At 48.5% G+C, this 22,195-nt stretch carries 18 protein-coding genes, 2 tRNA genes and 3 pseudogenes; 13 read left to right on the forward strand and 10 right to left on the reverse strand.

What is annotated here, in order from left to right; genetic code table 11:
• Positions 1–122: 122 nt before the first annotated feature.
• Positions 123–1,117 (reverse strand): annotated as a pseudogene (locus OK023_RS18135) (tyrosine-type recombinase/integrase).
• Between the two features lie 66 nt (positions 1,118–1,183).
• Entirely contained in the window at positions 1,184–1,483 is a 300-nt protein-coding gene (locus OK023_RS18140) for a helix-turn-helix transcriptional regulator (RefSeq protein WP_317694029.1), read from the reverse strand.
• 160 nt (positions 1,484–1,643) lie between these two features.
• Here OK023_RS18140 and OK023_RS18145 point away from each other — a divergent pair, with 160 nt between their 5' ends.
• The 3 genes from OK023_RS18145 (at position 1,644) to OK023_RS18155 (ending at position 3,638) form a co-directional block, all read left to right on the forward strand.
• A complete protein-coding gene (locus OK023_RS18145) occupies positions 1,644–2,375 on the forward strand; it encodes a hypothetical protein (protein ID WP_317694030.1) in 732 nt (243 codons plus the stop codon).
• A gap of 127 nt (positions 2,376–2,502) precedes the next feature.
• The gene (locus OK023_RS18150) at positions 2,503–3,207 is read left to right on the forward strand and encodes a hypothetical protein (protein WP_317694031.1); all 705 of its coding nucleotides are present in this window, start codon (positions 2,503–2,505) and stop codon (positions 3,205–3,207) included.
• The gene (locus OK023_RS18155; RefSeq protein WP_317694033.1) at positions 3,204–3,638 is read left to right on the forward strand and encodes a hypothetical protein; all 435 of its coding nucleotides are present in this window, start codon (positions 3,204–3,206) and stop codon (positions 3,636–3,638) included. The genes OK023_RS18150 and OK023_RS18155 overlap by 4 nt, the downstream gene beginning before the upstream one ends.
• Positions 3,639–4,665: 1,027 nt before the next feature.
• Here the strand turns inward: OK023_RS18155 and rph are convergent.
• On the reverse strand, positions 4,666–5,382 hold the full coding sequence (gene rph, locus OK023_RS18160) for a ribonuclease PH (RefSeq protein WP_317694035.1): 717 nt from the start codon (positions 5,380–5,382) through the stop codon (positions 4,666–4,668).
• A 126-nt stretch (positions 5,383–5,508) separates the two neighbouring features.
• Between rph and OK023_RS18165 the strand changes: the two genes are divergently transcribed.
• Complete coding sequence (locus OK023_RS18165; protein WP_317694037.1) at positions 5,509–6,372, forward strand: YicC/YloC family endoribonuclease; 864 nt, start codon at positions 5,509–5,511, stop codon at positions 6,370–6,372.
• 152 nt (positions 6,373–6,524) lie between these two features.
• Positions 6,525–6,722, forward strand: a complete 198-nt coding sequence (locus tag OK023_RS18170) for a hypothetical protein (protein ID WP_317697849.1) — start codon at positions 6,525–6,527, stop codon at positions 6,720–6,722.
• 720 nt (positions 6,723–7,442) lie between these two features.
• On the opposite strand, the gene OK023_RS18175 is transcribed toward OK023_RS18170, so the two are convergent.
• The 6 genes and pseudogenes from OK023_RS18175 to OK023_RS18200 all read right to left on the reverse strand — a co-directional run bounded on the left by OK023_RS18175 (position 7,443) and on the right by OK023_RS18200 (position 10,142).
• Positions 7,443–7,613, reverse strand: a complete 171-nt coding sequence (locus OK023_RS18175) for a hypothetical protein (protein ID WP_317694038.1) — start codon at positions 7,611–7,613, stop codon at positions 7,443–7,445.
• A gap of 118 nt (positions 7,614–7,731) precedes the next feature.
• Entirely contained in the window at positions 7,732–8,304 is a 573-nt protein-coding gene (locus OK023_RS18180) for an Ail/Lom family outer membrane beta-barrel protein (protein ID WP_317694039.1), read from the reverse strand.
• Positions 8,305–8,370: 66 nt separating this feature from the next.
• Complete coding sequence (locus OK023_RS18185; RefSeq protein WP_317697814.1) at positions 8,371–8,904, reverse strand: toxin-activating lysine-acyltransferase; 534 nt, start codon at positions 8,902–8,904, stop codon at positions 8,371–8,373.
• A 10-nt stretch (positions 8,905–8,914) separates the two neighbouring features.
• Positions 8,915–9,673 (reverse strand): annotated as a pseudogene (locus OK023_RS18190) (ShlB/FhaC/HecB family hemolysin secretion/activation protein); the annotation flags it as partial.
• Positions 9,652–9,883 (reverse strand): annotated as a pseudogene (locus tag OK023_RS18195) (Arm DNA-binding domain-containing protein); the annotation flags it as partial. The pseudogenes OK023_RS18190 and OK023_RS18195, both read right to left, overlap by 22 nt.
• A gap of 164 nt (positions 9,884–10,047) precedes the next feature.
• Positions 10,048–10,142, reverse strand: a tRNA-Sec gene (locus OK023_RS18200).
• Between the two features lie 696 nt (positions 10,143–10,838).
• On the opposite strand from OK023_RS18200, the gene eptB reads away from it, so the two are divergent.
• The 7 genes from eptB to dppF all read left to right on the forward strand — a co-directional run bounded on the left by eptB (position 10,839) and on the right by dppF (position 19,118).
• Positions 10,839–12,533, forward strand: coding sequence for a kdo(2)-lipid A phosphoethanolamine 7''-transferase (gene eptB / locus OK023_RS18205; protein WP_317694040.1), 1,695 nt, complete (start codon positions 10,839–10,841; stop codon positions 12,531–12,533).
• Between the two features lie 128 nt (positions 12,534–12,661).
• Positions 12,662–12,738: transfer RNA gene (locus OK023_RS18210), tRNA-Pro, on the forward strand.
• 569 nt (positions 12,739–13,307) lie between these two features.
• The gene (dppA, locus tag OK023_RS18215; RefSeq protein ID WP_317694042.1) at positions 13,308–14,915 is read left to right on the forward strand and encodes a dipeptide ABC transporter periplasmic-binding protein DppA; all 1,608 of its coding nucleotides are present in this window, start codon (positions 13,308–13,310) and stop codon (positions 14,913–14,915) included.
• 289 nt (positions 14,916–15,204) lie between these two features.
• Entirely contained in the window at positions 15,205–16,224 is a 1,020-nt protein-coding gene (gene dppB / locus OK023_RS18220; RefSeq protein WP_317694044.1) for a dipeptide ABC transporter permease DppB, read from the forward strand.
• Positions 16,225–16,235: 11 nt separating this feature from the next.
• Entirely contained in the window at positions 16,236–17,138 is a 903-nt protein-coding gene (gene dppC / locus OK023_RS18225) for a dipeptide ABC transporter permease DppC (protein WP_317694046.1), read from the forward strand.
• A 13-nt stretch (positions 17,139–17,151) separates the two neighbouring features.
• Entirely contained in the window at positions 17,152–18,132 is a 981-nt protein-coding gene (gene dppD, locus OK023_RS18230; protein WP_317694047.1) for a dipeptide ABC transporter ATP-binding protein, read from the forward strand.
• The gene (gene dppF, locus OK023_RS18235) at positions 18,129–19,118 is read left to right on the forward strand and encodes a dipeptide ABC transporter ATP-binding subunit DppF (protein ID WP_317694049.1); all 990 of its coding nucleotides are present in this window, start codon (positions 18,129–18,131) and stop codon (positions 19,116–19,118) included. The genes dppD and dppF overlap by 4 nt, the downstream gene beginning before the upstream one ends.
• A gap of 195 nt (positions 19,119–19,313) precedes the next feature.
• On the opposite strand, the gene OK023_RS18240 is transcribed toward dppF, so the two are convergent.
• Positions 19,314–20,222: a LysR family transcriptional regulator gene (locus OK023_RS18240; protein ID WP_317694051.1), complete on the reverse strand. Its 909-nt coding sequence runs from the start codon at positions 20,220–20,222 to the stop codon at positions 19,314–19,316.
• A 289-nt stretch (positions 20,223–20,511) separates the two neighbouring features.
• Between OK023_RS18240 and OK023_RS18245 the strand changes: the two genes are divergently transcribed.
• Entirely contained in the window at positions 20,512–21,891 is a 1,380-nt protein-coding gene (locus OK023_RS18245) for a formylglycine-generating enzyme family protein (RefSeq protein ID WP_317694052.1), read from the forward strand.
• Positions 21,892–22,195: the final 304 nt, after the last annotated feature.

Here is a 22,195-nt window from a genome sequence, read left to right on the forward strand (position 1 = left end):
ACCGAGCGTAAAAAAGGCGACTTCTCAGTGGCCTGATGGCCCCCGACACAACGGGGGAACTTCATTTAAAACAATATCTTAATTAATTTGCATGGTCTCATTTAGTGCCAAGTAGTGCTAGTTTATGGGCACTTTATGGACATTCCTTTTAGCGGATTAAGTGCTATAGCATCCTGTAAAAAATCTGGCGCAAAATGCGCATACGTCATAGTTTGCTGTAGTGTGGAGTGGCCTAGGATACGCTGCAAGGTAATAATGTTCCCGCCATTCATCATAAAATGAGTGGCGAAAGTATGCCGGAATACATGGACAGCTTGTCCATCGGGTAAATCTGGCTTCATTTCCTTCAAGATAGATCGCACCGTCGCGTAGTTCGGCTGGTGCAGTGGGCCGCTAGGTTTCTGTTTAACCATACTTACGAGTTCTGGCGAAATGGGAACGGTGCGCCGCTTCCCGTTCTTGGTTTTCATGAAAGTTACCATGTTGTTGATTATGTGCTCACCTTTCAGCGTTGACACTTCACCCCATCGCCCCCCGTTGCCAGGCAAACCAGTACCGCCTTGCGATCATCACCGGTCAACAATTCAAGCAGAGTAGCGATCTCATCCTTTGACAGAAAGGCCATATCAGATTGAGCCTCTTTAAATTGCTTTATATCTTTGAATGGGTGCGGGGAGTGGTATTCATCGGCATTAATGAGCTTTGTAAACATGCCGCTTAAAATCGCATGGAGGCGATTGATACTAGACGGCTTCAAACCCTCGTTTAACATGACAACACGATAATCCATGATAGCCTTCTTCGTTAGCTGGTCAGCCCTGCTTACCCCCATTTCGGCAAGCTTGGCGATTATGGTTGTTAATCTACTTCGTTCCTTAACCCCACGGTTATGACTCTTACCATGATAAACCCACCACAATTCCAGAAGGTCGGTTAGTTTTCGTCTATCTGCGGGTTTTGCAAGCCATTCCTTGTTGTGATAATTCACAATAATATGGCGTTCGTAAATTTGGGCTTCGCCCTTACTATCAAACTTGCGCCGAATTCGTTTTCCCTCTGAACCCAGCGGCCTAATGTCCACTTCATAACGACCATCATCGAGCTTCTTAATTGACATAAGACAGCCCTCTGATAAAAATCTCATCTTGGCAACAAATGGATAATGCGTATATAAAATAAATAGTTAGCCATTCTTTAGGTCGAATTGGGTAGACGTTGTGCCGTCTAGCTCACTAAGAGAGAGAGCCGGCGCTATCTGGCCGGTGGCTGGGTTAGTTTCATCAAACATAAACCAGTCCCGGTATTTCCTGAATCGAGGGTGTTTAAAGAACAACATCCCTGCCTCCATTGACATTTTAGCCTTTCCAACCTCATAGCCATGATAAGTTGAATAATTTAGTCCTATTAAATCAGCAACTTCCTTTGATTTTAAACGTTCTGAATCTCTAATTAGCTTTAACTTTTCAGATTGGCTTATTGACATGATATCGCAGATCGCCTATTTCATCGTTAAATAGAACCTCGCAATCGCCGCTATCTAGCGCTAAGTGGTGCTAGTTGGTGATACGAGAAGCGCAGGCACAAAATACAGATGTGAGTGTCTGTGTCAGCTGGGATTTTGAGCGCATGCTCTCTCGAAATCCATGCAGGACTCGAAAGTTATTCCTTTACTCTTTGGACTTGAATTGAGCGACTTGAGTGGGCCTTTGGCTCAATTCCAAGCATTGAAGATTGACCAACAGGGTATGATGAAAGTCATAAAAGGCATTAACGCTGTTGCCGATAACAAGGCTGCCGAGAACACCATTCAGAAACTCGTTTCTGTTCTTTGGAAGGATCTGGAAAATAACCTTAATAATATCCCAAGCAAAGGGGTATCAGAAAAACACGAGCGTCCACAAACCGAGATTCTAGAGGAGCTTGTTTCACAGGTTCGCGGCCTTGGGGCGCAGATGCGCGAATTTGATCCTGAAACAATGGAAAAGGAAATGCATTACGGCAAAATGCGTGATCGGGGTATCCACCCGGATCAGATGAATGAAATGCTACATGTGATGAGCCTTTCAAGCAGAACCGATGTGTCCCTGCTCTTATTAGCCGGTTTTTCGCGAGACAGCATGCCATGGCTAGCTGAAGTCCTGGTTGAAGCGCACAGAGAACTAAAAACTGCAACATTCGAACAAGCGCATGAAATTAGGAAAAACCTTAATTCTTTGGTCAAAATGACAATGCATAGCCCGCTTGGCATCGGCAAGATTAAACGCGAAAAATATGGTGGCATCCTGTTCGAGTTACCTCATTTGATTGACACGGCAATTTCTCAAAAATTAGAACTCTTAAAAATCGGAACGGACGACAAAGAAAACGCCTCATAAAACTGCGCACATACACACTCGTCTGCAAAGAATGGCATTACAGCTTCGCCTCTACATTAGAGGTGCTGTGAGCGGGGGTTATGGTAAATTAGAGTGAAGTCATTCAACACAAAAAGGGATTTTCTGGATGAGTAAGCGATCAGAAATTATTGATGGTAGAGATGCAAGCACTGCCAAGTACGGGATAGTTTATACGGAAGTACTTGGCTGGGTGGATTTGGGGCATGCCCAGGGGACAGACATTAGAGACATTTTGAGATTAATGTCACAGGGTGAATCATCGGGAAAGGAATTTTATGATGTCAGGTATGCACAGGGAATGACTTCACCATTTAAGTTGCTCCGGTCAGGTAAAGTAATGACCTGGCGTATTCGGCGTGGGCGCCCTTACTGGGAACAGAAAAGCATCGCGCTGGCGATGATGATGATGATGGCGCGCAAGTTTGAAGCTTTTCAGGGTTCTTTTCCCAATAACTTAGTGACTGACAGCGGTTTCAGCGGTGAGGATCTGGTTTCAGACCTGTTGGGTTTTTACCGTGTGGTATCAGTTCAAAACCCTTTTGAGATGCTCCGACCAGTCAGCAAGGACGAAGCCCTAAAACGCTGGGACTACTACGGCAAGCTTGGTAGCTGGAAAAACGAGACGTTTGAGCCTTTGCTGTTCCCTGATCCTGAAAAATTTCCGAACCCACGACCGCGTAAAGGTTTTTTGCCGTCGTTCATGCGGACGGTTGTTCCCTACAACGATTTTCTGTCTGGGAACGTTATTCTACCGCGGCATGACGGGACGTTTGTGATACTGGGTGCCAACAACGGCAGGATGGGATTATGAGGAGGGCTATCGTCGCCCTGATTGTTGTGGTTATCGTCGCTGGTATTGCACTGGTTGTTGGCTGGCCGTATGTGAAGATGGAGTTTGCCAACAGCGCATATTATACCGAGCAAGATAAACGAGCGTATGAGTATTACACCCCAGAAATTCTAAAAAAAATACCAAGAATATCAGATAATTATGAATTTGAATTTGGACGAATTACAGGTACAGAAGCTAACGTCTTTACCGTGAAATTTTATGGTGTCGCTGAAACTCAGAGTATCAGGAACTACCTAAAATCAGAAGGGTATGAACTTCAGGCATCTTGTGATGTTGAAGCAGAGTGTTGGAAAAGTAGAGCTACCAATGATGAAGTTACGGTCGGTAATATGCTCTCTCAAAAGGGGGTGTTTGTGCAGATATATCGACGTTTATATGCTAACCAATAAGCCCGATGCAGATATCCTTTTTTATCCGAGCGTAATCTCAAGCCCTGTAAACAAAAAAGCCACCGCTACCAACGGTGGTTCGTTAGCCGGAATTAGGAGCTACCAATTTTTCGTTCTGGAAGTAACCGTCTTATGCGAGACGACTCACCAAACCTATCGCTTTCAGCGATAGCCGCAGTAAAGCACCCACTTAAAGAACCCCCAGATAAATATCTCACATATCTCAGTTACCAATGACTGCTACAAGTGGCGTTTTTGCGTGTTTTTTCGGGTTGGACTCAAGGGTTAGTTACCATAAGGGGTACGGCATACAGCCCAGAGAATATGCTGGCTTTAACAGCAGAGACACGCCGGTAATACCTCTTGTATCAAATCACACACCATTCAATTATTAAAGTATGCCATAGCATGCTGTTAATTAATTGCCCTCACCACCAACGGCAGGAAAGCAAAAAACAGGGCACGTAAGCACATGCTAGACGTAAACGGCGCTACACCGCACCCGCCTGCACAATTTGGATCTTAAAAATTTTGCAAAAGAATTTACGCGCAAATCAGCCTGCTACCCGCTCCCTGTCTAGGGTTCTGGAGTTTGAATGGTTTTGCAATTTGTGCAATGAATTGCAACGTTGTGCAAAAAACCGCACAGATAAAAAAGCTAACCATTTGGTTAACATATTGTTTTTAAAAGGATCTCTTTACTTTCCGCGTGGATCTTCTCAGGTGGGCAGGGTGGTTTGTATAGAAGGCAGGGATTGTTATCCTGGCTAGGCATGGTGCGGGTTGTAGCCGGATTTGCAGCAAGCAACACGTTTGCAATGTCTTGCACAAAAAGGATCGTGTGTTATCCGTTATAACCGCCAGCTATCAGATATCATTTAGCTAATCGCCGCGTAAAAAAGCCCCTATTAACGGGGCTAGTTGTCGATGTGGTCACTATGTGGACGTGAATTAAAATAAATCCTTTTATTTCAATTTGATAAACGTTAAAAAAGGCGACTTCTCAGTCGCCTGTTGCCTTGAGTAACTATGCTTCCAATGCCGCCTTCTGAGCCTGGAAAATAGTTTCGATGCCCCCTCGGGCTAGCGCAAGTAACGCTAATAACTCATCGTGGCTGAATGGCTCACCTTCAGCAGTACCCTGTACCTCTATCATGCGGCCATCTTCCATCATTACCACATTCATATCGGTTTCCGCTGCAGAATCCTCAACGTATTCCAGATCGCACAGTGCCTCACCATTAACGATCCCTACAGAAACTGCAGCAACCAGTCCTTTCATTGGGTTGGCTTTCAATTTTCCTGAAGTGACCAAAGCGTTAAGTGCGTCAGCCAGTGCCACACAGGCGCCGGTGATAGACGCGGTGCGCGTGCCACCATCTGCCTGTAAAACGTCACAATCTAGGGTAATAGTGAACTCGCCGAGTTTTTTAAGATCCACTGCCGCACGCAGTGAACGAGCGATCAGACGCTGGATTTCCAACGTACGCCCGCCCTGTTTGCCTTTAGCCGCTTCGCGCGCATTACGGCTGTGGGTTGATCTCGGTAACATACCATACTCAGCAGTGATCCAACCTTGTCCCTGGCCTTTCAGGAAGCGCGGAACGCCCTCTTCTACCGTGGCTGTGCACAAAACTTTGGTATCGCCAAACTCAACCAGCACTGAACCTTCAGCGTGTTTCGTGTAGTGACGGGTCAATGTCAGGGGGCGAACTTGTTGTGGTGCTCTGCCTGCAGGACGCATAGTCTCTCTCCGGCTGCTAATTTATGTTTGGCCGCTCATTATACGGGCTTCGTGATGTTATGCCTATCCTACCCGCAGGTGCAACGCTATAATCGATTCATCTTTTCCTATTACGGGTACGCATCAATGATCCGCAGCATGACCGCCTACGCCCGGCGTGAAATCAAGGGTGAATGGGGTAGCGCAGCTTGGGAGCTGCGTTCCGTTAACCAGCGTTACTTAGAAACCTACATCCGCCTGCCAGAACAGTTTCGTAGCCTTGAGCCGGTGATCCGTGAACGTATTCGTGGCCGCCTGACGCGCGGCAAAGTGGAATGCAATCTGCGTTTCGAACTTGATCCAAGTGCTCAAAGTTCAATGATCCTCAACGAGAAGCTGGCCAAACAGTTGGTGGAAGCGGCGAACTGGATCAAAATGCAAAGCGACGAAGGTGAAATCAACCCGATCGACGTATTGCGTTGGCCTGGTGTTATGTCCGCCCAGGAGCAGGATCTGGATGCGATTAGCGCGGAGTTGATGCAAGCACTGGAAAGTGCGCTGGACGATTTCATTGTTGCCCGTGAAAGCGAAGGCACTGCGCTGAAAGCCATGATTGAGCAACGTCTCGAGGGTGTGAATACAGAAGTGGCAAAAGTGCGCGCACAGATGCCAAATATTCTGCAGTGGCAGCGCGAACGCTTGGTGAGCAAGCTGGAAGAAGCGCAGGTGCAATTGGAAAACACCCGCTTAGAGCAAGAATTGGTGCTAATGGCGCAACGCATCGACGTGGCTGAGGAGCTTGATCGCCTTGAAGCACATGTAAAAGAAACGCACAACATCCTGAAAAAGCAAGAAGCCGTTGGCCGTCGCCTCGACTTTATGATGCAGGAATTCAATCGCGAATCGAATACGCTGGCTTCTAAATCGATCAATGCCGATGTGACGACCTCAGCTATTGAGTTGAAGGTGTTGATTGAGCAGATGCGCGAGCAGATCCAGAATATCGAGTAACTATTCAGGAAGAATCAATAAGCCGCAAAAAACCAGACAGCCCGCCAAACAGCGGGCTTTTTTGTTGTCACGAGCTAGCATAAAGAAGCAAGAAAGAGCGTCATTACCGTGTATATACCGGTGTACATAGTGACATTTATAGTAATGGTTTTATGTACACGCCCTATTCAATATTCAGGTATACACGTGAGAACAACTCTGCGAGGCCAACCAACAGCGGCAGGACTAGGGAGAGTGAAAACGGCGAAGTGATTATCGGCGGCGACTGGCTCACCGAGTCCGGCATTGCCAGCGCTGAACAACTGGAAGTGACCGCTGCGCCCGGTGTGCTCCGGTTACAACGGCGGTAAAAAGGACATAGAAGTCAAAACAGCGGTTGGGATTCTTATTATCGCATCCTGAATCTCAGCATCAACCAGACTCCTAATGCTGCGATAGGTCCAGTTATAAGTCCCAATATAAAACAATCCATTACCGTCTCCCAGGTAAAGCTAAAAAATCCTTTCTTGAAAAAATGAACAACACTAAACACCAAATTTAACGAAAAAAACAGGAATATCATCGCCAAAATGAAAGATACGACTAGAAAGGCAAAAACTCTTACGTCTACCTTCTTATTGTTCATTTTTGATGTCCTGCAATTCATCATCGGTAAATACCCCACTTAACGCGGCACCAACTAAACCATTTCCCCACCTATCGTCCTAGGGACAGTAGACACTTACCGTTACATCGTGAATGTTCAATTGTAGCGTCAGGAATAAAGGGCTAGAAGCCACTTATTCCCGGCCAGTTTTGGCCGGGGATGATTTCGCTTACTTAGGATCTTTGGGGGGATTCTTTAGTGCTAAATTTGTTTATCACATTAACGACTAACACATACAGTGTAATAGCACTTCCAGCAACACAGCCGAATACTATTGCTCGTTTTATCTGCGATGCAGGAAAATTAAAAGAGCCTTCTTTGAAATAATAAAAAGAAGAAATAGCAAAACCCAGCACTAGAAGCATTAGTACAGAAGAAAAAAAACTGTATAAAAACAATGCAATATATTTATAAATATCCTTGATCATTTCTTACCTTCCGTATCTGATTTTGGTTTGGCTACTTCTTTGATAAATCCTGACGAAAACTCAGAAGCTACCCCTCCCCAATAATCATAAACAACACTAGGAACTTTGTTATCACCCATGATTTTATCAACCACAGTAGGAACATATTTCCCAAAAACTCCCCCCAAGAATGCCCCAGACCCGGAACTGAGTTGCGCTCCCACATTTGGCCCATCACTAAATACCGATCCCCCCATCGCTTCAGGTCATCAGGGAATATCCCGGTCGAAACCGGGATGTCTGGTATCAGAAGCGATAGCCGATAGCAATGTTGAAACCGTTAATATCGTGAGACTGTCCGGCGATGTTCAGTCTGGAACCTTCGTAACCAATATCGACGGCCACATTCTCAATCGGGTTGATCTGCACACCCACACCATACATCAGGGACGTCTTGTTTTCGTTGCCAGACCAGCTACCAGCCTGCACATAAGAACCCTGGTAGTTGTACCACTGAGAGGAGTAATCGACTTTGTTGCGATTGAAACCCAGCAGACCATAGGCGCTGATAAATTCATTAAAGCGGTAAGCCGGGCCCACAGACAGTGAGTAATATTTAATGTCAACCTTGTTACTAATGATGTCTCTGGCAAGCAGATAAGAGTAATCATCCTTGCCACTCATATAAGTAAATGAGCCGATCACGCTGACCGGGGAATCCCACTCATAGCGGTACTTGAGATTCACCCCGTTGATGTTGTGCAGGTTCTGTACCTTGCTCTGCGCGTACCCCACCGAAACCGTGTGTTGTTCAGCCTGTGCTAGCGTACTGAATCCCAGAACCGCGACCAGTGCAGAGGTCATCCATAATGCTTTCATTGTGCCATCCTTCTTACTTTCTTTTTGTGTAACGCCTGTTTGGGTATCACGTTTGACGTTCACCCTTCAGGCTGGGAATTCAGGAAGAGAAACCGATAAAGGGTGAGCTGCGCGCCAGGCGCGAGCCTGTGCGTGACCGATCTGGTCCCCCTTGAAATTCATCACCCTCTGGCCTTTTTCAGCACCACGGTGGTAAAGCGCACGGAAACAGCGGTCAGGAAACAGTGCTTCGCACACCAAGCGGCGCATTGCCCGAACGTCACCAAACGGCGCGATCCAGTCACGTATCCACAGTCGGTAACCGCAGGCCCAATCGGCTTCCTGCACCAGAATGGCCGGTTGCGTGAGATAACGCGCTTCTGCTTCCGCGTCCAGCCACATCCAGCTCATGAAAAAGAGCGGCTGCGTCCCCCGGCTGACCAGCATGTAGTGCTGGTGTTTGATAATCGGTAGCAGCACCGTGGGCAGCGCGTGCAGCGGCAGATCCCGATGCTGGGACGAATGCATCCATAGCCAAACAGAAGCCCCCAGAACTTCGGCCTCATTGCGGTCACCCCCCAGTATCAACGGGGCATGCACGTCATACGCACCTATCTGCATCATTCGCGCCTCAAAAATCCCAGTTCAGGGTGAAACCCAGCGTAACCGGGCTGGTCTTGAAACCGTCCGGTTTCGAAAGCGGTATGCCAGCAAAGAGGTCGTAACGGGTCTTGAAGGCACTGCCCCGCACGCCGAGCACGCTACCGGCCAGATTGGTGCCCACCAGTTCCTCGGTGCCGCGACCGCTGACGTGACCGTAGTCTGCCCCCAGATACAGTTCCTGATCGGGCACTGGCGTGGTCCAGGTCAGTTCATTACGTACTGTCCATCCCGCGTTGGCGTTCAAGGTGCGCTCACCATCAAAGCCCCGCACCGTAAAGCGTCCGCCAATAGCAAACTGATCCTGCGGCGTCAGTGGGGTGTTACTCATCTGGCGCTGGTAACTCAGGTTGTAGCGCAACTGCTGTTTGCCCAGGGCAAACGGCACGTTCAACTGGCTGGAGAGCTGAAGAATCTTACTCAGTGCAGTGGCATCCCCATATGACTCTTCGGGGGCAGGCAATGCCCCGAACCAGCGGGTGCCGCGCTGATAGCTGATCCCCGCATCCAGTGTCGCCTGCTGGATGAAGTGGCGGTGTTGCAGCCCCATGCGCCAGCCTGCCGTGCGGCGTCGCTGCACTTCTATTTCAGTGTCATTGATATAGTTCTTTGAGCCGCGCGTCAGAATATCGTAGGTAAAGGTGGTTTTCTGGCTGTCGCGGCGGTGCAGAACGCGGCTCAGTTGCACCGTCAGGTTCTGGCTGTCGCCGCTGTAACGGTAATCTCTACTAAATCGCGTTTGTCACGGGCTTCAGCCAGAGATACATCGGGGTAAACGCTAAAGGCAAGGCGCTTCTCTTTTTCGCCGTAACGGTACTTCAATCTCCAGTAACGAGAACCACTGGTTTTTACTTCAAGGTAAAGCCCTCCGCCATCGAAGAGCTTGTACGGCTTGTCTTTCGGTTTAGCAGTTTCAACTTGTGCGGGCTGTTAGCTTCATAGGGGGCACCTCAAAAATAGGGGCATCGCCAGTGCCCCCTATAGTGCCCCCAGACTACCCTTGATTTGGGTAGACATAGGTTGAAACCAGGAGAGCAAAAGTGGCTTAACTTGCTGGTATTATAAGGGATTTATTGACTTTAGTGGCGTTCAGAATACATCGAATGGCGGAAGATCACAGGAGTCGAACCTGCCCAGGACCGCTGGCGGCCCCAACTGGATTTGAAGTCCAGCCGCCCCACCGGGGACGAGGATCTTCCTTTGGAAGTCGAAAGTAAGCGGCGATTATAGCGCGAATCTACCTCTACGCTAAGTGGGAAATCATGTTTCCTCCATCCTCACCTTACACTTGATTTTCCGCCCCCAATTTTGCTTGAAATGCTACGGCCAAGAAAGTTATCGTCCTGCTGAACGAGGATTCGAAGAGGTCAATGCGAGTATTGAGATGGCAGGCTAGCTCATACTTGTGCCTCTACCCCGTATTTCTAAGGTCAGGGTTCAAATCTGTTCAAGATAGATTTGTCACTCTGTTTTAGCTGAAGTGACTGGGTGCGCGGCTGTACCTCGGGCAATTAAGGGATACAGCCTAGGGCTGTTTGACCGCACTTTTGTTATGTCAATTTTTGCAAACGACATTTTAACCAGGCAGATATAACCGGGACAAGTCAGATACCAGGGAACACAGTGGTAACAACATTGAGGAGATAGCGCAGGCGATTGAAGGTTTTTCGAGCCAGGCGACATCAAAAAACAGCATCTTAGCTGACGCTGTCTTAATACTAAACGGCCATTAAGCGACACAAACGAGAACCAAAGCGGGTAAAAGTGCCTTTTTAGTGACTATGGTCTTGATTCCGTGATGCAGAGTAGGGCTTACTGTGCGTTTGCTGAACCTGAGGGCCATACCTAATGTCTGAGGGGGTCAGAATTTGAAAGCCTTGGAGCTGCAACGTTGCATGAATAAAGTTAAATCGCTATCACAGCAAAACTTATCGTTCTTTTTAGCGATCTATATTGGCATTTTTTTAAATCTTTCCGTTTTCTATCGTCGTTTTGACTCCTTTGCGCACGGAATGCAAGGGATTAAGGTTGTTTCAGCGATAACTGAAGTCGTAGCTATTGTGCTGTTCACTTTCTTTATCATGCGCTTAGTATCGCTTGGCGGTCGGCTGTTCTACCGTATTATTGCCTCTTTACTGGTATTGATATCTGTGGCTGCCAGTTATTACATGACCTTCTTCAACGTGGTAATTGGTTATGGCATTATCGTTTCGGTGATGACGACCGATATCGATCTTTCCAAAGAAGTCATCGGTCTGTACTTCGTTCTGTGGATGATTATTGTCAGCGCATTACCGTTGGTGTGTATTTGGCAGAATAACCTGCGTGATACCTTGATTGAACAGTTAAAAACACCAGGACAGCGCTGGCAGCCGTTACTGGTTCTGTTAGCTGTGGTGATGCTAGTGTGGTTTCCACTACGTATGCTGGGTAAAACCCAGAGCACGCAAGAAAGAATCACCAATATTGATATGCCGAGTTACGGTGGTGTTGTTGCGCATTCTTATCTGCCATCTAACTGGTTGACTGCGTTAGGATTGTTTGCTTATACCCGCTACGATGAAAGTCAGGATAAGGCTAGCATGTTCGATCCAGTTAAAGAATTCACTTATGTCGCACCTGCTGGCATTGAAGACACTTACGTTGTCTTCATTATTGGTGAGACAACCCGATGGGATCACATGAGCCTTCTCGGTTATCAGCGAGAAACTACGCCGAAGTTATCGCAAGAGAAAAATCTGGTCGCGTTTCGTGGGGAGTCTTGTGACACTTCAACCAAGCTTTCTCTGAGATGTATGTTTGTACGTGAAGGGGGAACCTTGGATAACCCACAGCGTACTTTGAAAGAGCAGAATATTTTTGCCGTGTTGAAAGGGTTGGGCTTCTCGTCTGAACTGTTCGCTATGCAAAGTGAAGTGTGGTTCTACAATAATGCCAATGCTGATAACTATTCTTTCCGTGAGATGATTGCCTCAGAGAAACGTAATGATGGTAAGTCAGTTGACGATATGCTGTTGGTGAATGAGTTGAAAGAGTCGTTGGCGCGTTACCCAGAGGGTAAACATCTGGTGGTTCTTCATACCAAAGGTTCGCATTATCTTTATTCACAACGTTACCCGCGTAGTTTTGCACGTTACCAACCGGAATGTATGGGGGTTGATGAATTTTGTTCCAAAGAACGATTGATCAATGCATATGACAACTCGGTGCTCTACATCGATACTTTTATCAAAAATGTGATCGACCAGGTTCGAGACAAGAAAGCGATTGTGTTTTATGCCGCCGACCATGGTGAATCCATTGGTGAAAATTCACATTTGCATGGCACACCACGTGAAATGGCCCCGCAAGAACAGTTCTATGTCCCAATGATTGTATGGGGGTCCGACAAGTATCTGGAAGCCAGCCAGAATTTAGCAGCGTTTGAGCAGTTGAAGGCGCTGCAAGGTTTGGATAAAACTCGCCGCCATGTCGAACTGTTTGATACTATTCTTGGTTGCCTTGGCTTTACTTCACCGGACGGTGGCATTGTGGACAAGAACAACTGGTGCCACCTTAAGCAAGGTAACGCGGCCAGTAAAGCGTTGTAGCTGGCTGGCTGAAAGGCGCGTATTTAGCCTTAATACTGCCTTTTCTGTTGTTTTTACCACCACTTGTTCGGCTTGATTGAAAAAGTGATTGACGGTTATAGCACCCGGCAGTAATATGCGCCCCGCATCGGCGAGTAGCGCAGCTTGGTAGCGCAACTGGTTTGGGACCAGTGGGTCGGAGGTTCGAATCCTCTCTCGCCGACCAAATTTAAAAAACCTGCTTTTAAGCAGGTTTTTTTACGTCTGAAGTTCAAGACTAAAAGCACTGCTACCTCTACCTCTACCTCCACTCCTCCGAACGTATTCCTGGAATTTATTCCTGTTTTTTGGCTTTATTTAAAAAATAAATACTTAGATACCCATCATCCAGTAACAAAATTTTTTAGTTTCACACCAAAATTTAACACTGAATAAACTATGTTTCACGATTCAATGAGCTATAAAAAATCCGGAAATACAAATTTAAATCCTGAAAATGTTAATAAAATGTGTTTTTAGTGTTTATTTGTTGTTTCTCACACTCTAGGCAAATCCCTGCTGGTTATATTGACGGCACCCAAAACAGTTGGCAATTTGGTAAACTCAGGGATGGAACCAAGAGGTCTAGAAGTGAATTCCACGCGCTCAAACGCCCTGCCGTGACGCGTTCCATCCGGCATCCTCGCGCTATTATTTCTCTTGCCTTTGGGTTCCACCTGCACAGACCGCGTAATTAAAAATATAGGTTCTGGCAGTAATAATGCATATACAACATCACATACTGGAGCACTAGCGATGACAAGTTCCTTGGGCAAATCAGGGATTCTGAAATTCGGCCTTGGGCTGATCGCGTTGACCGTAGCGGTCAGCGTGCAGGCAAAAACACTGGTTTACTGTTCTGAAGCCTCTCCTGAAGGGTTTAACCCGCAGTTGTTCACTTCTGGCACAACTCTGGATGCCAGTCAGGTCACTATTTATAACGGTTTGGTTCAATTCAAGCTAGGCACCACTGAACAGGAACCAAGCCTGGCAGAAAAGTGGGACGTCAGCGAAGACGGTAAAACCTATACTTTCCACCTGCGCCAAGGCGTGAAGTGGCAAACTACCAAAGATTTCAAGCCTACCCGAGACTTCAATGCCGACGATGTGTTGTTCTCTTTCCAACGTCAGCTTGATGCAAACCATCCTTTCCACAAGGTTTCTGGCGGTACCTATGAGTACTTCCAGGGGATGGGTATGGGCGATCTGATCGCTAAAATTGAAAAAGTAGACGACCATACGGTCCGTTTCCAGTTGACCCGTCCTGAGGCTCCGTTCCTCGCCAACCTGGGTATGGGCTTCGCCTCCATCCTGTCTGCAGAATATGCGGACAATATGATGAAAGCCGGTACACCAGAGAAAGTGGACCTCAACCCAGTGGGTACTGGCCCGTTCCAACTGCTGCAATATCAGAAAGACTCCAAAATCCTCTACAAAGCCTTTGAAGGTTATTGGGGCACCAAGCCTAAGATTGATCGCCTGGTATTCTCCATTACCCCAGATGCCTCTGTGCGTTATGCCAAGCTGCAGAAAAACGAGTGCCAGGTCATGCCGTACCCGAACCCGGCTGACATTGCCCGAATGAAGCAGGACAAATCCATCAATCTGATGGAGCAGCCAGGTCTGAACGTGGGTTACCTTTCGTTCAACGTTGAGAAGAAACCGCTGGATAATGTGAAAGTGCGTCAAGCGCTGACCATGGCGGTGAACAAGCAGGCGATTATCGAAGCGGTCTACCAGGGAGCTGGTCAGCCAGCCAAAAACCTGATCCCACCAACCATGTGGGGCTACAACGATGCGGTGCAGGACTATGCTTACGATCCTGCCAAGGCCAAAGAACTGCTGAAAGAAGCTGGCCTGCCAGATGGTTTCTCCATCGACCTGTGGGCAATGCCGGTTCAGCGCCCGTATAACCCTAACGCGCGCCGCATGGCTGAAATGATCCAGTCTGACTGGGCGAAGATCGGTGTGAACGCCAAGATTGTTTCCTACGAGTGGGGTGAATACCTCAAACGCGCCAAAGACGGTGAACACCAGGCGGTGATGATGGGCTGGGGTGGTGATAACGGGGACCCGGACAACTTCTTCGCCACGCTGTTCAGCTGTGCTGCGGCTAAAGATGGCTCTAACTACTCTCGCTGGTGTTACAAGCCGTTTGAAGATTTGATCCAACCGGCGCGTGCTGAATCCAACCACGACAAACGCGTAGAACTCTACAAGCAGGCTCAGGTAGTGATGCATGAGCAGGCTCCGGTGCTGATTGTCGCCCACTCCACGGTATACATCCCTGTTCGTAAAGAAGTGAAGGGCTATGTTGTGGATCCGTTGAGCCTGCACCACTTTGAGAACGTTTCTATGGACTAAGCCTGATGCGGGGAAGGCTTAGTCCTGCCCCGGTAAGGCTGGTTAAAGGACTGGAATATACCTGCCACTTTTCAATCTGCTGCTGAGACTTATGCCAGGCCAGCTTCTGGCATAAGCTAGTTGCCTTTCTGGCAGCAACTTGGAACCCATAAGGTATAGTTAATAGGCAGGGGCGCAATACGTTGCGCCCCTGAGTTCCTGTCCCCAGAAGAATGTTGTTAAGACTGTGAACCTTAATAAGCCTGGCGGACAATGAGCTGTCGGGCATTTTATACAGAGAGTTCGGGATATGTTGCAGTTCATACTCCGACGTTTGGGGTTAGTTATCCCAACGTTTATCGGCATAACGTTGCTGACTTTTGCATTCGTCCATATGATCCCCGGCGATCCGGTGACCATCATGGCCGGGGAGCGCGGGATCTCGGCAGAGCGTCATGCTCAACTCATGGCAGAGATGGGGCTGGATAAACCGCTCTATCAACAGTATTTCAATTACGTCATCAACGTGCTGCACGGTGATTTGGGGACGTCCCTCAAAAGCCGTATTTCCGTCTGGGAAGAGTTTGTTCCACGCTTCAAGGCTACGTTGGAACTGGGCATTTGCGCGATGATTTTTGCCGTGTTGGTCGGTATTCCTGTAGGGGTGCTGGCAGCGGTCAAGCGAGGTTCGGTCTTTGACCACACTGCGGTGGGGATCTCGCTGACCGGCTATTCGATGCCGATTTTCTGGTGGGGCATGATGTTGATCATGCTGGTATCGGTACAGCTCAATCTTACCCCTGTATCGGGGCGGATAAGCGATACAGTATTCCTGGACGACAGCCTGCCGCTGACCGGTTTCATGCTGTTCGATACCCTGTTTTGGGGGGAGCCTGGCGATTTCAAAGATGCGGTGATGCATATGATCCTACCCGCTATCGTCTTGGGCACTATCCCATTGGCGGTCATTGTGCGCATGACTCGTTCCTCTATGCTGGAAGTGCTCAGTGAGGATTATATTCGCACTGCGCGTGCTAAGGGGCTTAGCCGCATGCGGGTGATCGTGGTGCATGCGCTGCGTAATGCGTTGTTGCCGGTGGTTACGGTGATTGGTCTTCAGGTCGGCACCTTGCTGGCAGGGGCCATCCTGACAGAAACCATTTTTTCCTGGCCGGGCTTGGGGCGCTGGCTAATGGACGCGTTGCAACGCCGTGATTATCCGGTTGTTCAAGGCGGTGTATTGCTGGTCGCCTGTATGATTATTCTGGTTAACCTGCTGGTAGACGTACTCTACGGCATTGTTAACCCGCGCATTCGCCACAAGAAATAAGGGGCGCTCTAATGTCTCAAGTGACTGAGTCTGTTGTTAAAGCTGCGCCGAAGCCAATGACCCCGTTCCAGGAGTTTTGGCACTATTTCAAGCGCAATAAAGGGGCCGTTGTTGGCCTGGCTTATATCGTTATCATGCTGGTGGTTGCACTGGGTGCTGGATTCCTGGCACCTCATGCTCCCGCCGAACAGTTTCGCGATGCTCTGCTAAAACCACCGGTCTGGCAGGAAGGCGGTAGTTGGCAGTATCTGCTGGGTACGGACGATGTGGGGCGCGATGTGCTATCACGTCTGATGTACGGCGCAAGGCTCTCGCTGTTGGTGGGCTGTCTGGTGGTAGTACTCTCGCTGATCCTGGGTGTCGTTTTCGGCCTGCTTGCCGGGTACTTTGGTGGCGTTGTCGACGCCATTATCATGCGCATTGTCGATATTATGCTGGCTCTGCCAAGTTTACTGTTGGCACTGGTGCTGGTGGCGGTATTTGGCCCTTCAATCGTTAATGCCTCGCTGGCGATAACTTTTGTTGCCCTGCCGCACTATGTTCGTCTGACGCGCGCAGCGGTATTAGTGGAAGTCAACCGTGATTATGTTACGGCTTCCAGTGTGGCCGGGGCGGGAGCCTTGCGCCAAATGTTCGTCAACATTCTGCCAAACTGCCTGGCACCGTTAATCGTGCAGGCCTCTCTTGGTTTCTCTAACGCCATTCTGGATATGGCCGCTCTCGGCTTCCTGGGTATGGGCGCTCAGCCACCAACGCCGGAATGGGGCACCATGCTCTCCGACGTGCTGCAATTTGCGCAAAGCGCCTGGTGGGTGGTGACCTTCCCTGGGGTAGCAATTCTGCTGACGGTTTTGGCATTTAACCTGATGGGGGACGGCCTGCGTGATGCTCTCGACCCCAAACTCAAGCAGTAACGAGGAACGGATCATGGCGTTATTGAATGTAGACAAGCTTTCAGTGCACTTCGGTGACGAAGGTGCACCCTTCCGCGCGGTAGACCGAATCAGCTACAGCGTTGAACAGGGGCAGGTGGTCGGCATCGTCGGCGAATCTGGTTCCGGTAAATCCGTCAGCTCGCTGGCGATCATGGGGCTGATTGATTTTCCCGGCAAAGTCATGGCCGATAAACTGGAATTCAACGGACAGGATCTGCGAAAAATCTCCGAAAAAGAGCGCCGTCAGTTGGTGGGTTCCGAAGTAGCGATGATTTTCCAGGATCCAATGACCAGTCTGAACCCCTGCTATACCGTGGGCTATCAGATTATGGAAGCGTTGAAGGTACACCAAGGCGGAAACCGCAGTACCCGTCGCAACCGGGCGATCGACTTGCTGACGCTGGTGGGTATCCCCGATCCGGCTTCGCGTTTGGATGTCTATCCGCATCAGCTTTCTGGTGGGATGAGCCAGCGGGTGATGATCGCGATGGCCATTGCCTGCCGGCCCAAGCTGCTGATTGCCGATGAACCTACCACAGCGCTCGATGTGACCATTCAGGCACAAATTATTGAACTGCTGCTTGAATTGCAACAGCGCGAAAATATGGCGCTGGTGCTGATTACCCACGATCTGGCGCTGGTGGCTGAAGCGGCGCATCACATCATTGTGATGTATGCTGGGCAGGTGGTGGAATCGGGTAAAGCATCGGAAATTTTCCGTGCGCCGCGCCATCCGTATACGCAGGCGTTATTGCGTGCCCTGCCGGAATTTGCTGTAGAAAAAGCACGCTTAGCGTCGTTGCCGGGTGTGGTTCCGGGTAAATATGATCGGCCAGAGGGCTGTTTGCTTAACCCCCGCTGTCCGTATGCTGTGGAACGTTGCCGTAAAGAAGAACCTGAGCTGAGTGGCATTCCTGGCCGCCAGGTTAAATGTCACACACCGCTGGATGATGCGGGGAGGCCGACCGTATGAACCAGAAGCAACCGTTATTGCAGGCTATCGACCTGAGAAAGCATTACCCAGTCAAAAAGGGGATGTTTGCCCCGGAACAACTGGTGAAAGCACTGGACGGTGTGTCCTTTACCCTGGAACGTGGTAAGACGCTGGCAGTGGTAGGCGAATCAGGCTGTGGCAAATCCACGCTCGGTCGCCTGTTGACCATGATTGAAGTGCCGACCAGCGGTGAGCTGTATTATCAGGGGCAGGATCTGCTCAAGCCAGATGTTACCGCTGAGAAGCTGCGTCGCCAAAAGATCCAGATTGTGTTTCAGAATCCCTATGGGTCGCTAAACCCACGCAAGAAGGTTGGGCAGATCCTTGAGGAACCACTGCTGATCAATACGCTGCTGAGCAATGCTGAACGGCGTGAAAAAGCATTGGCGATGATGGCGAAGGTCGGTTTGAAAACGGAACATTACGACCGTTATCCGCACATGTTTTCCGGCGGACAGCGCCAGCGTATCGCTATCGCGCGTGGATTAATGCTCAACCCGGATGTGGTCATTGCCGATGAGCCGGTTTCTGCGTTGGATGTTTCAGTGCGTGCACAGGTACTGAATCTGATGATGGATCTACAGCAGGAATTGGGGCTGTCTTACGTGTTTATCTCCCACGATCTGTCAGTCGTGGAACACATTGCTGATGAAGTGATGGTGATGTACCTGGGCCGCTGCGTGGAGAAGGGGAGTAAAGACGCTATCTTCAATAACCCACGCCATCCTTACACTCAGGCATTGCTTTCCGCCACGCCACGTCTGAACCCGGATATGCGCCGTGAGCGTATTAAACTGACTGGTGAGCTGCCAAGCCCGATGAATCCACCGCCAGGTTGTGCGTTCAACGCTCGTTGCCGCCGTGCGTTTGGTACTTGTACTCAATTGCAGCCGCAGTTGAAGCAGTATGGTGATCAGAGTGTGGCTTGTTTTGCTGTCGATCAGGATGAAACCGCAGTGCCTTGAGGTGATTACTGCCGCAGGGTTAATGCAACGCCGGTAGCGATACCGGCGTTTTTTATTTATATAAAAAGAGATATTAGAATTTTTGCTCGTTTGTCATACATGAAACGGCGAGTTTTTATTTTCTTTATGGATCGCAACGTAAGTCGACATACTTTTTTCCGCACCGTCGGTAAAAATTGGATAGCGTGAACAAATTTATAAAGTTGTCTCTAGATTTGCGAAGCGTTGGGCCAGATAGTCGATCAAGAGGCGGATAGAAGGCAGTAACCCACGTCTTGAAGGAAAAACGACATGGATTAACTCCCTCATAGGCGCCCATTCCGGCAACAGCTTGATTAAGGAGCCTTCTTCAAGCTGTTTATACAGTGCCATCAAGGGGAGTTGTACAACCCCCACACCGGCTATTGCCGCCTCTCTTAGTGCTATCATGTCCGTAGTGACAAAGCGCGGCGTATGGTAGACCACAACTTGTCTATTATCCTGACAGTAAAGTGCCCAGCAACTGGCTTGTGGTCCCGGACGACTGATACTTGGTAACCCATTAAGTTCGTTGGGCAAGAGTGGTAACCTACCGTACTGCTGGAGCAGTGTTGGGCTGGCAACAAGAGATTGCCCGCAATCACTTAAAATACGCATAACCAGATTACTGTCTTGTAGCGGTGGCGGACGTACGTAGATAGCCAAGTCTACCCCTTCACTGATCACATCCACTTGCCGACTGGTTGCTTCCAGTTCTATCGTCAGCAGTGGATATTGTGCCATGAAGTCAGCCAGCATAGCGCCAATATGGGTCTGGAGTATCAGCACTGGGCAGGTAATACGGATCTTACCGCGAGGCTCTGCTCTGGCTGCCTCAATGGCGGCTTGTGCTGCTTGTGCTTCGATCAACATTGCCAAGCAATGTTGATAGTAGGTTTTGCCGATTTCTGACACCGTAAAATGGCGCGTCGAACGCTCAATCAGGCGAACGTGCAACCGCTCCTCCAACATGGCAAGGCGCCGACTTAGCTTGGATTTGGGAATTCCTAATACACGACTAGCGGGTGCGAAACCACCATAGTTTACGATTTGTACAAAGTAATAAAGGTCGTTCAAATCTTCCATGAGGGTAATCGTCGTTCTATAAACAGGACAGTGATAGCTAAATTAGCATACTAGTCACTGAGTATGAGTAAATTTATACTGTTGGTAACAATGACCGCTAGCGTAGTTTATGCGCAATTAAGCGACGTAGTCTAAATATAGCTATGTTATTAGTCGGTAAAAAATCGGAGTATGATTTTTACCTGGTTACCATGATATTAGATGGAAAGGAATAACAAGTCGTTAATAGCCAGCGTGAAATAAAAAATTATTTTATAAATTTAAAATAAACGCGAAAAGGATCTAAATAATGAATATAAACAATATGACTATTGTTGTCTGCTCGACATTATTGGTAATTTCGGGAGTTGTCTACGCCGATCAAACTTTGGATCAGAAAGTAATGATTGATCCAGCCGTTGCAATACAAGTCGCGAATCTTAAGAAAACGTTAAAAAATGCCCAATCTATTGGCACTTGGCCAAAAGGATTTTGTGGAACGCTATATGGAGACATCAAAAAACAGTCAACGCTGATTGATAATTCGGCCAGTCTTGCCGGTGATTATCTTCTCGCATACCATGCACAGCAATTAGCGCAGCAGTCAGCCGCTATGCTGTATCTTTGCCCTGACTTTGAGAGCAATAAATTTGCGGGGGGGCAGTTACAAAATCGTTATCTCCGGGCCGATATGTCATTGTGGATTGCACAGCTTGACATATTAACGAGTAAGGGAAGAGAAGCGTTCACTTTGCCTAGTGTCAGTCCGAGCAGTAATCCGGCAACAGACCTTGAACCTTTTGACACCTTCGTCGATTGTAAAGAGTCTTATTGTACTGAGATGCTTGTGGTTCCCGAAGGCACCTTTCAGATGGGTGGGACACAAGAGGAACATATCGCCCTTAATGTTGACAATTACCGAGCAGATTGGGAAAGCCCACGTCATACCGTAAAAATAACCCGTCCTTTCGCTATTGCCAAGACTGAGGTTACCGTAGATAACTATCGTAAATTTATCAATGAGACAGGCCATATGACTGCTAAGGGGTGCCTGGGATTCCCCGGATATCCGGCAATGGCTAATCCCGAATATGTCATTTATCAGCATGATCTGTCATGGGAAAATCCAGGGTTTTCTCAAACTGACCAATCTCCGGTGACCTGTGTTACACGAAGTGATGCTGAAGCGTATGCAAAATGGCTTTCAATAAAAAGTGGGGCTACATATCGGTTACCTAGTGAGGCTGAATGGGAGTACGCAGCCCGGGCTGGTACTGTTACTCCATACTTTTGGGGAAACAATATAGAGGATGGTTGCCAATTCGCGGCAATGTACGATTTGTCTACAGACAGGGTCACGGGGTTTCGTTTTAAAGTCGCTAATTGTGATGATGCGACACCTTATACTGCTACGGTTGGTAGCTTCCGACCTAATCCTTGGGGGCTGTATGATATGACCGGCAATGTACGTGAATGGGTCTCTGACGCTTGGGAAGATTCATATGATACAGGGCCATTCACCGAAAAATCTCGTCAACAGGGGGTATCGCAATTCCCGGTTCTCCGTGGAGGAGCGTGGGACTACATGCCACAAAACCAGCGTATTGCCTATAGAAGTGCCTATTATTCGCTCTATATGCGTTCGAATATGTGGGGATTCAGACTGGTTCGTGAAATATCATCGAAGTAATGCAGGCTGGCGCTTGTGTCGTGTACTACGATAATTCACTCTATCTCCCCGATTGCGTCGTAGGTAGAGTGTGGCTCTGATGAGTCAATTTAACTTTATTATTCTGGTGCAGTGAGATGCTGCTTTCAATGACACGCTTTTTTGTTGCTGTCAAACCGTTGCTAACAGGATGAAACTGTAGTGTCTTGAAGGTGATACGATCGCTGGGTTTATTCAACGCCGGTAATGATACCGGCGTTTTTACTTACATAGGAACAGCTTGATAGTTAAAACCGTGCCCATTCATCATGAATAAAGCAGTGTG

Source organism: Serratia sp. UGAL515B_01, assembly GCF_033095805.1.
Classification (GTDB): Bacteria; Pseudomonadota; Gammaproteobacteria; order Enterobacterales; family Enterobacteriaceae; genus Chania.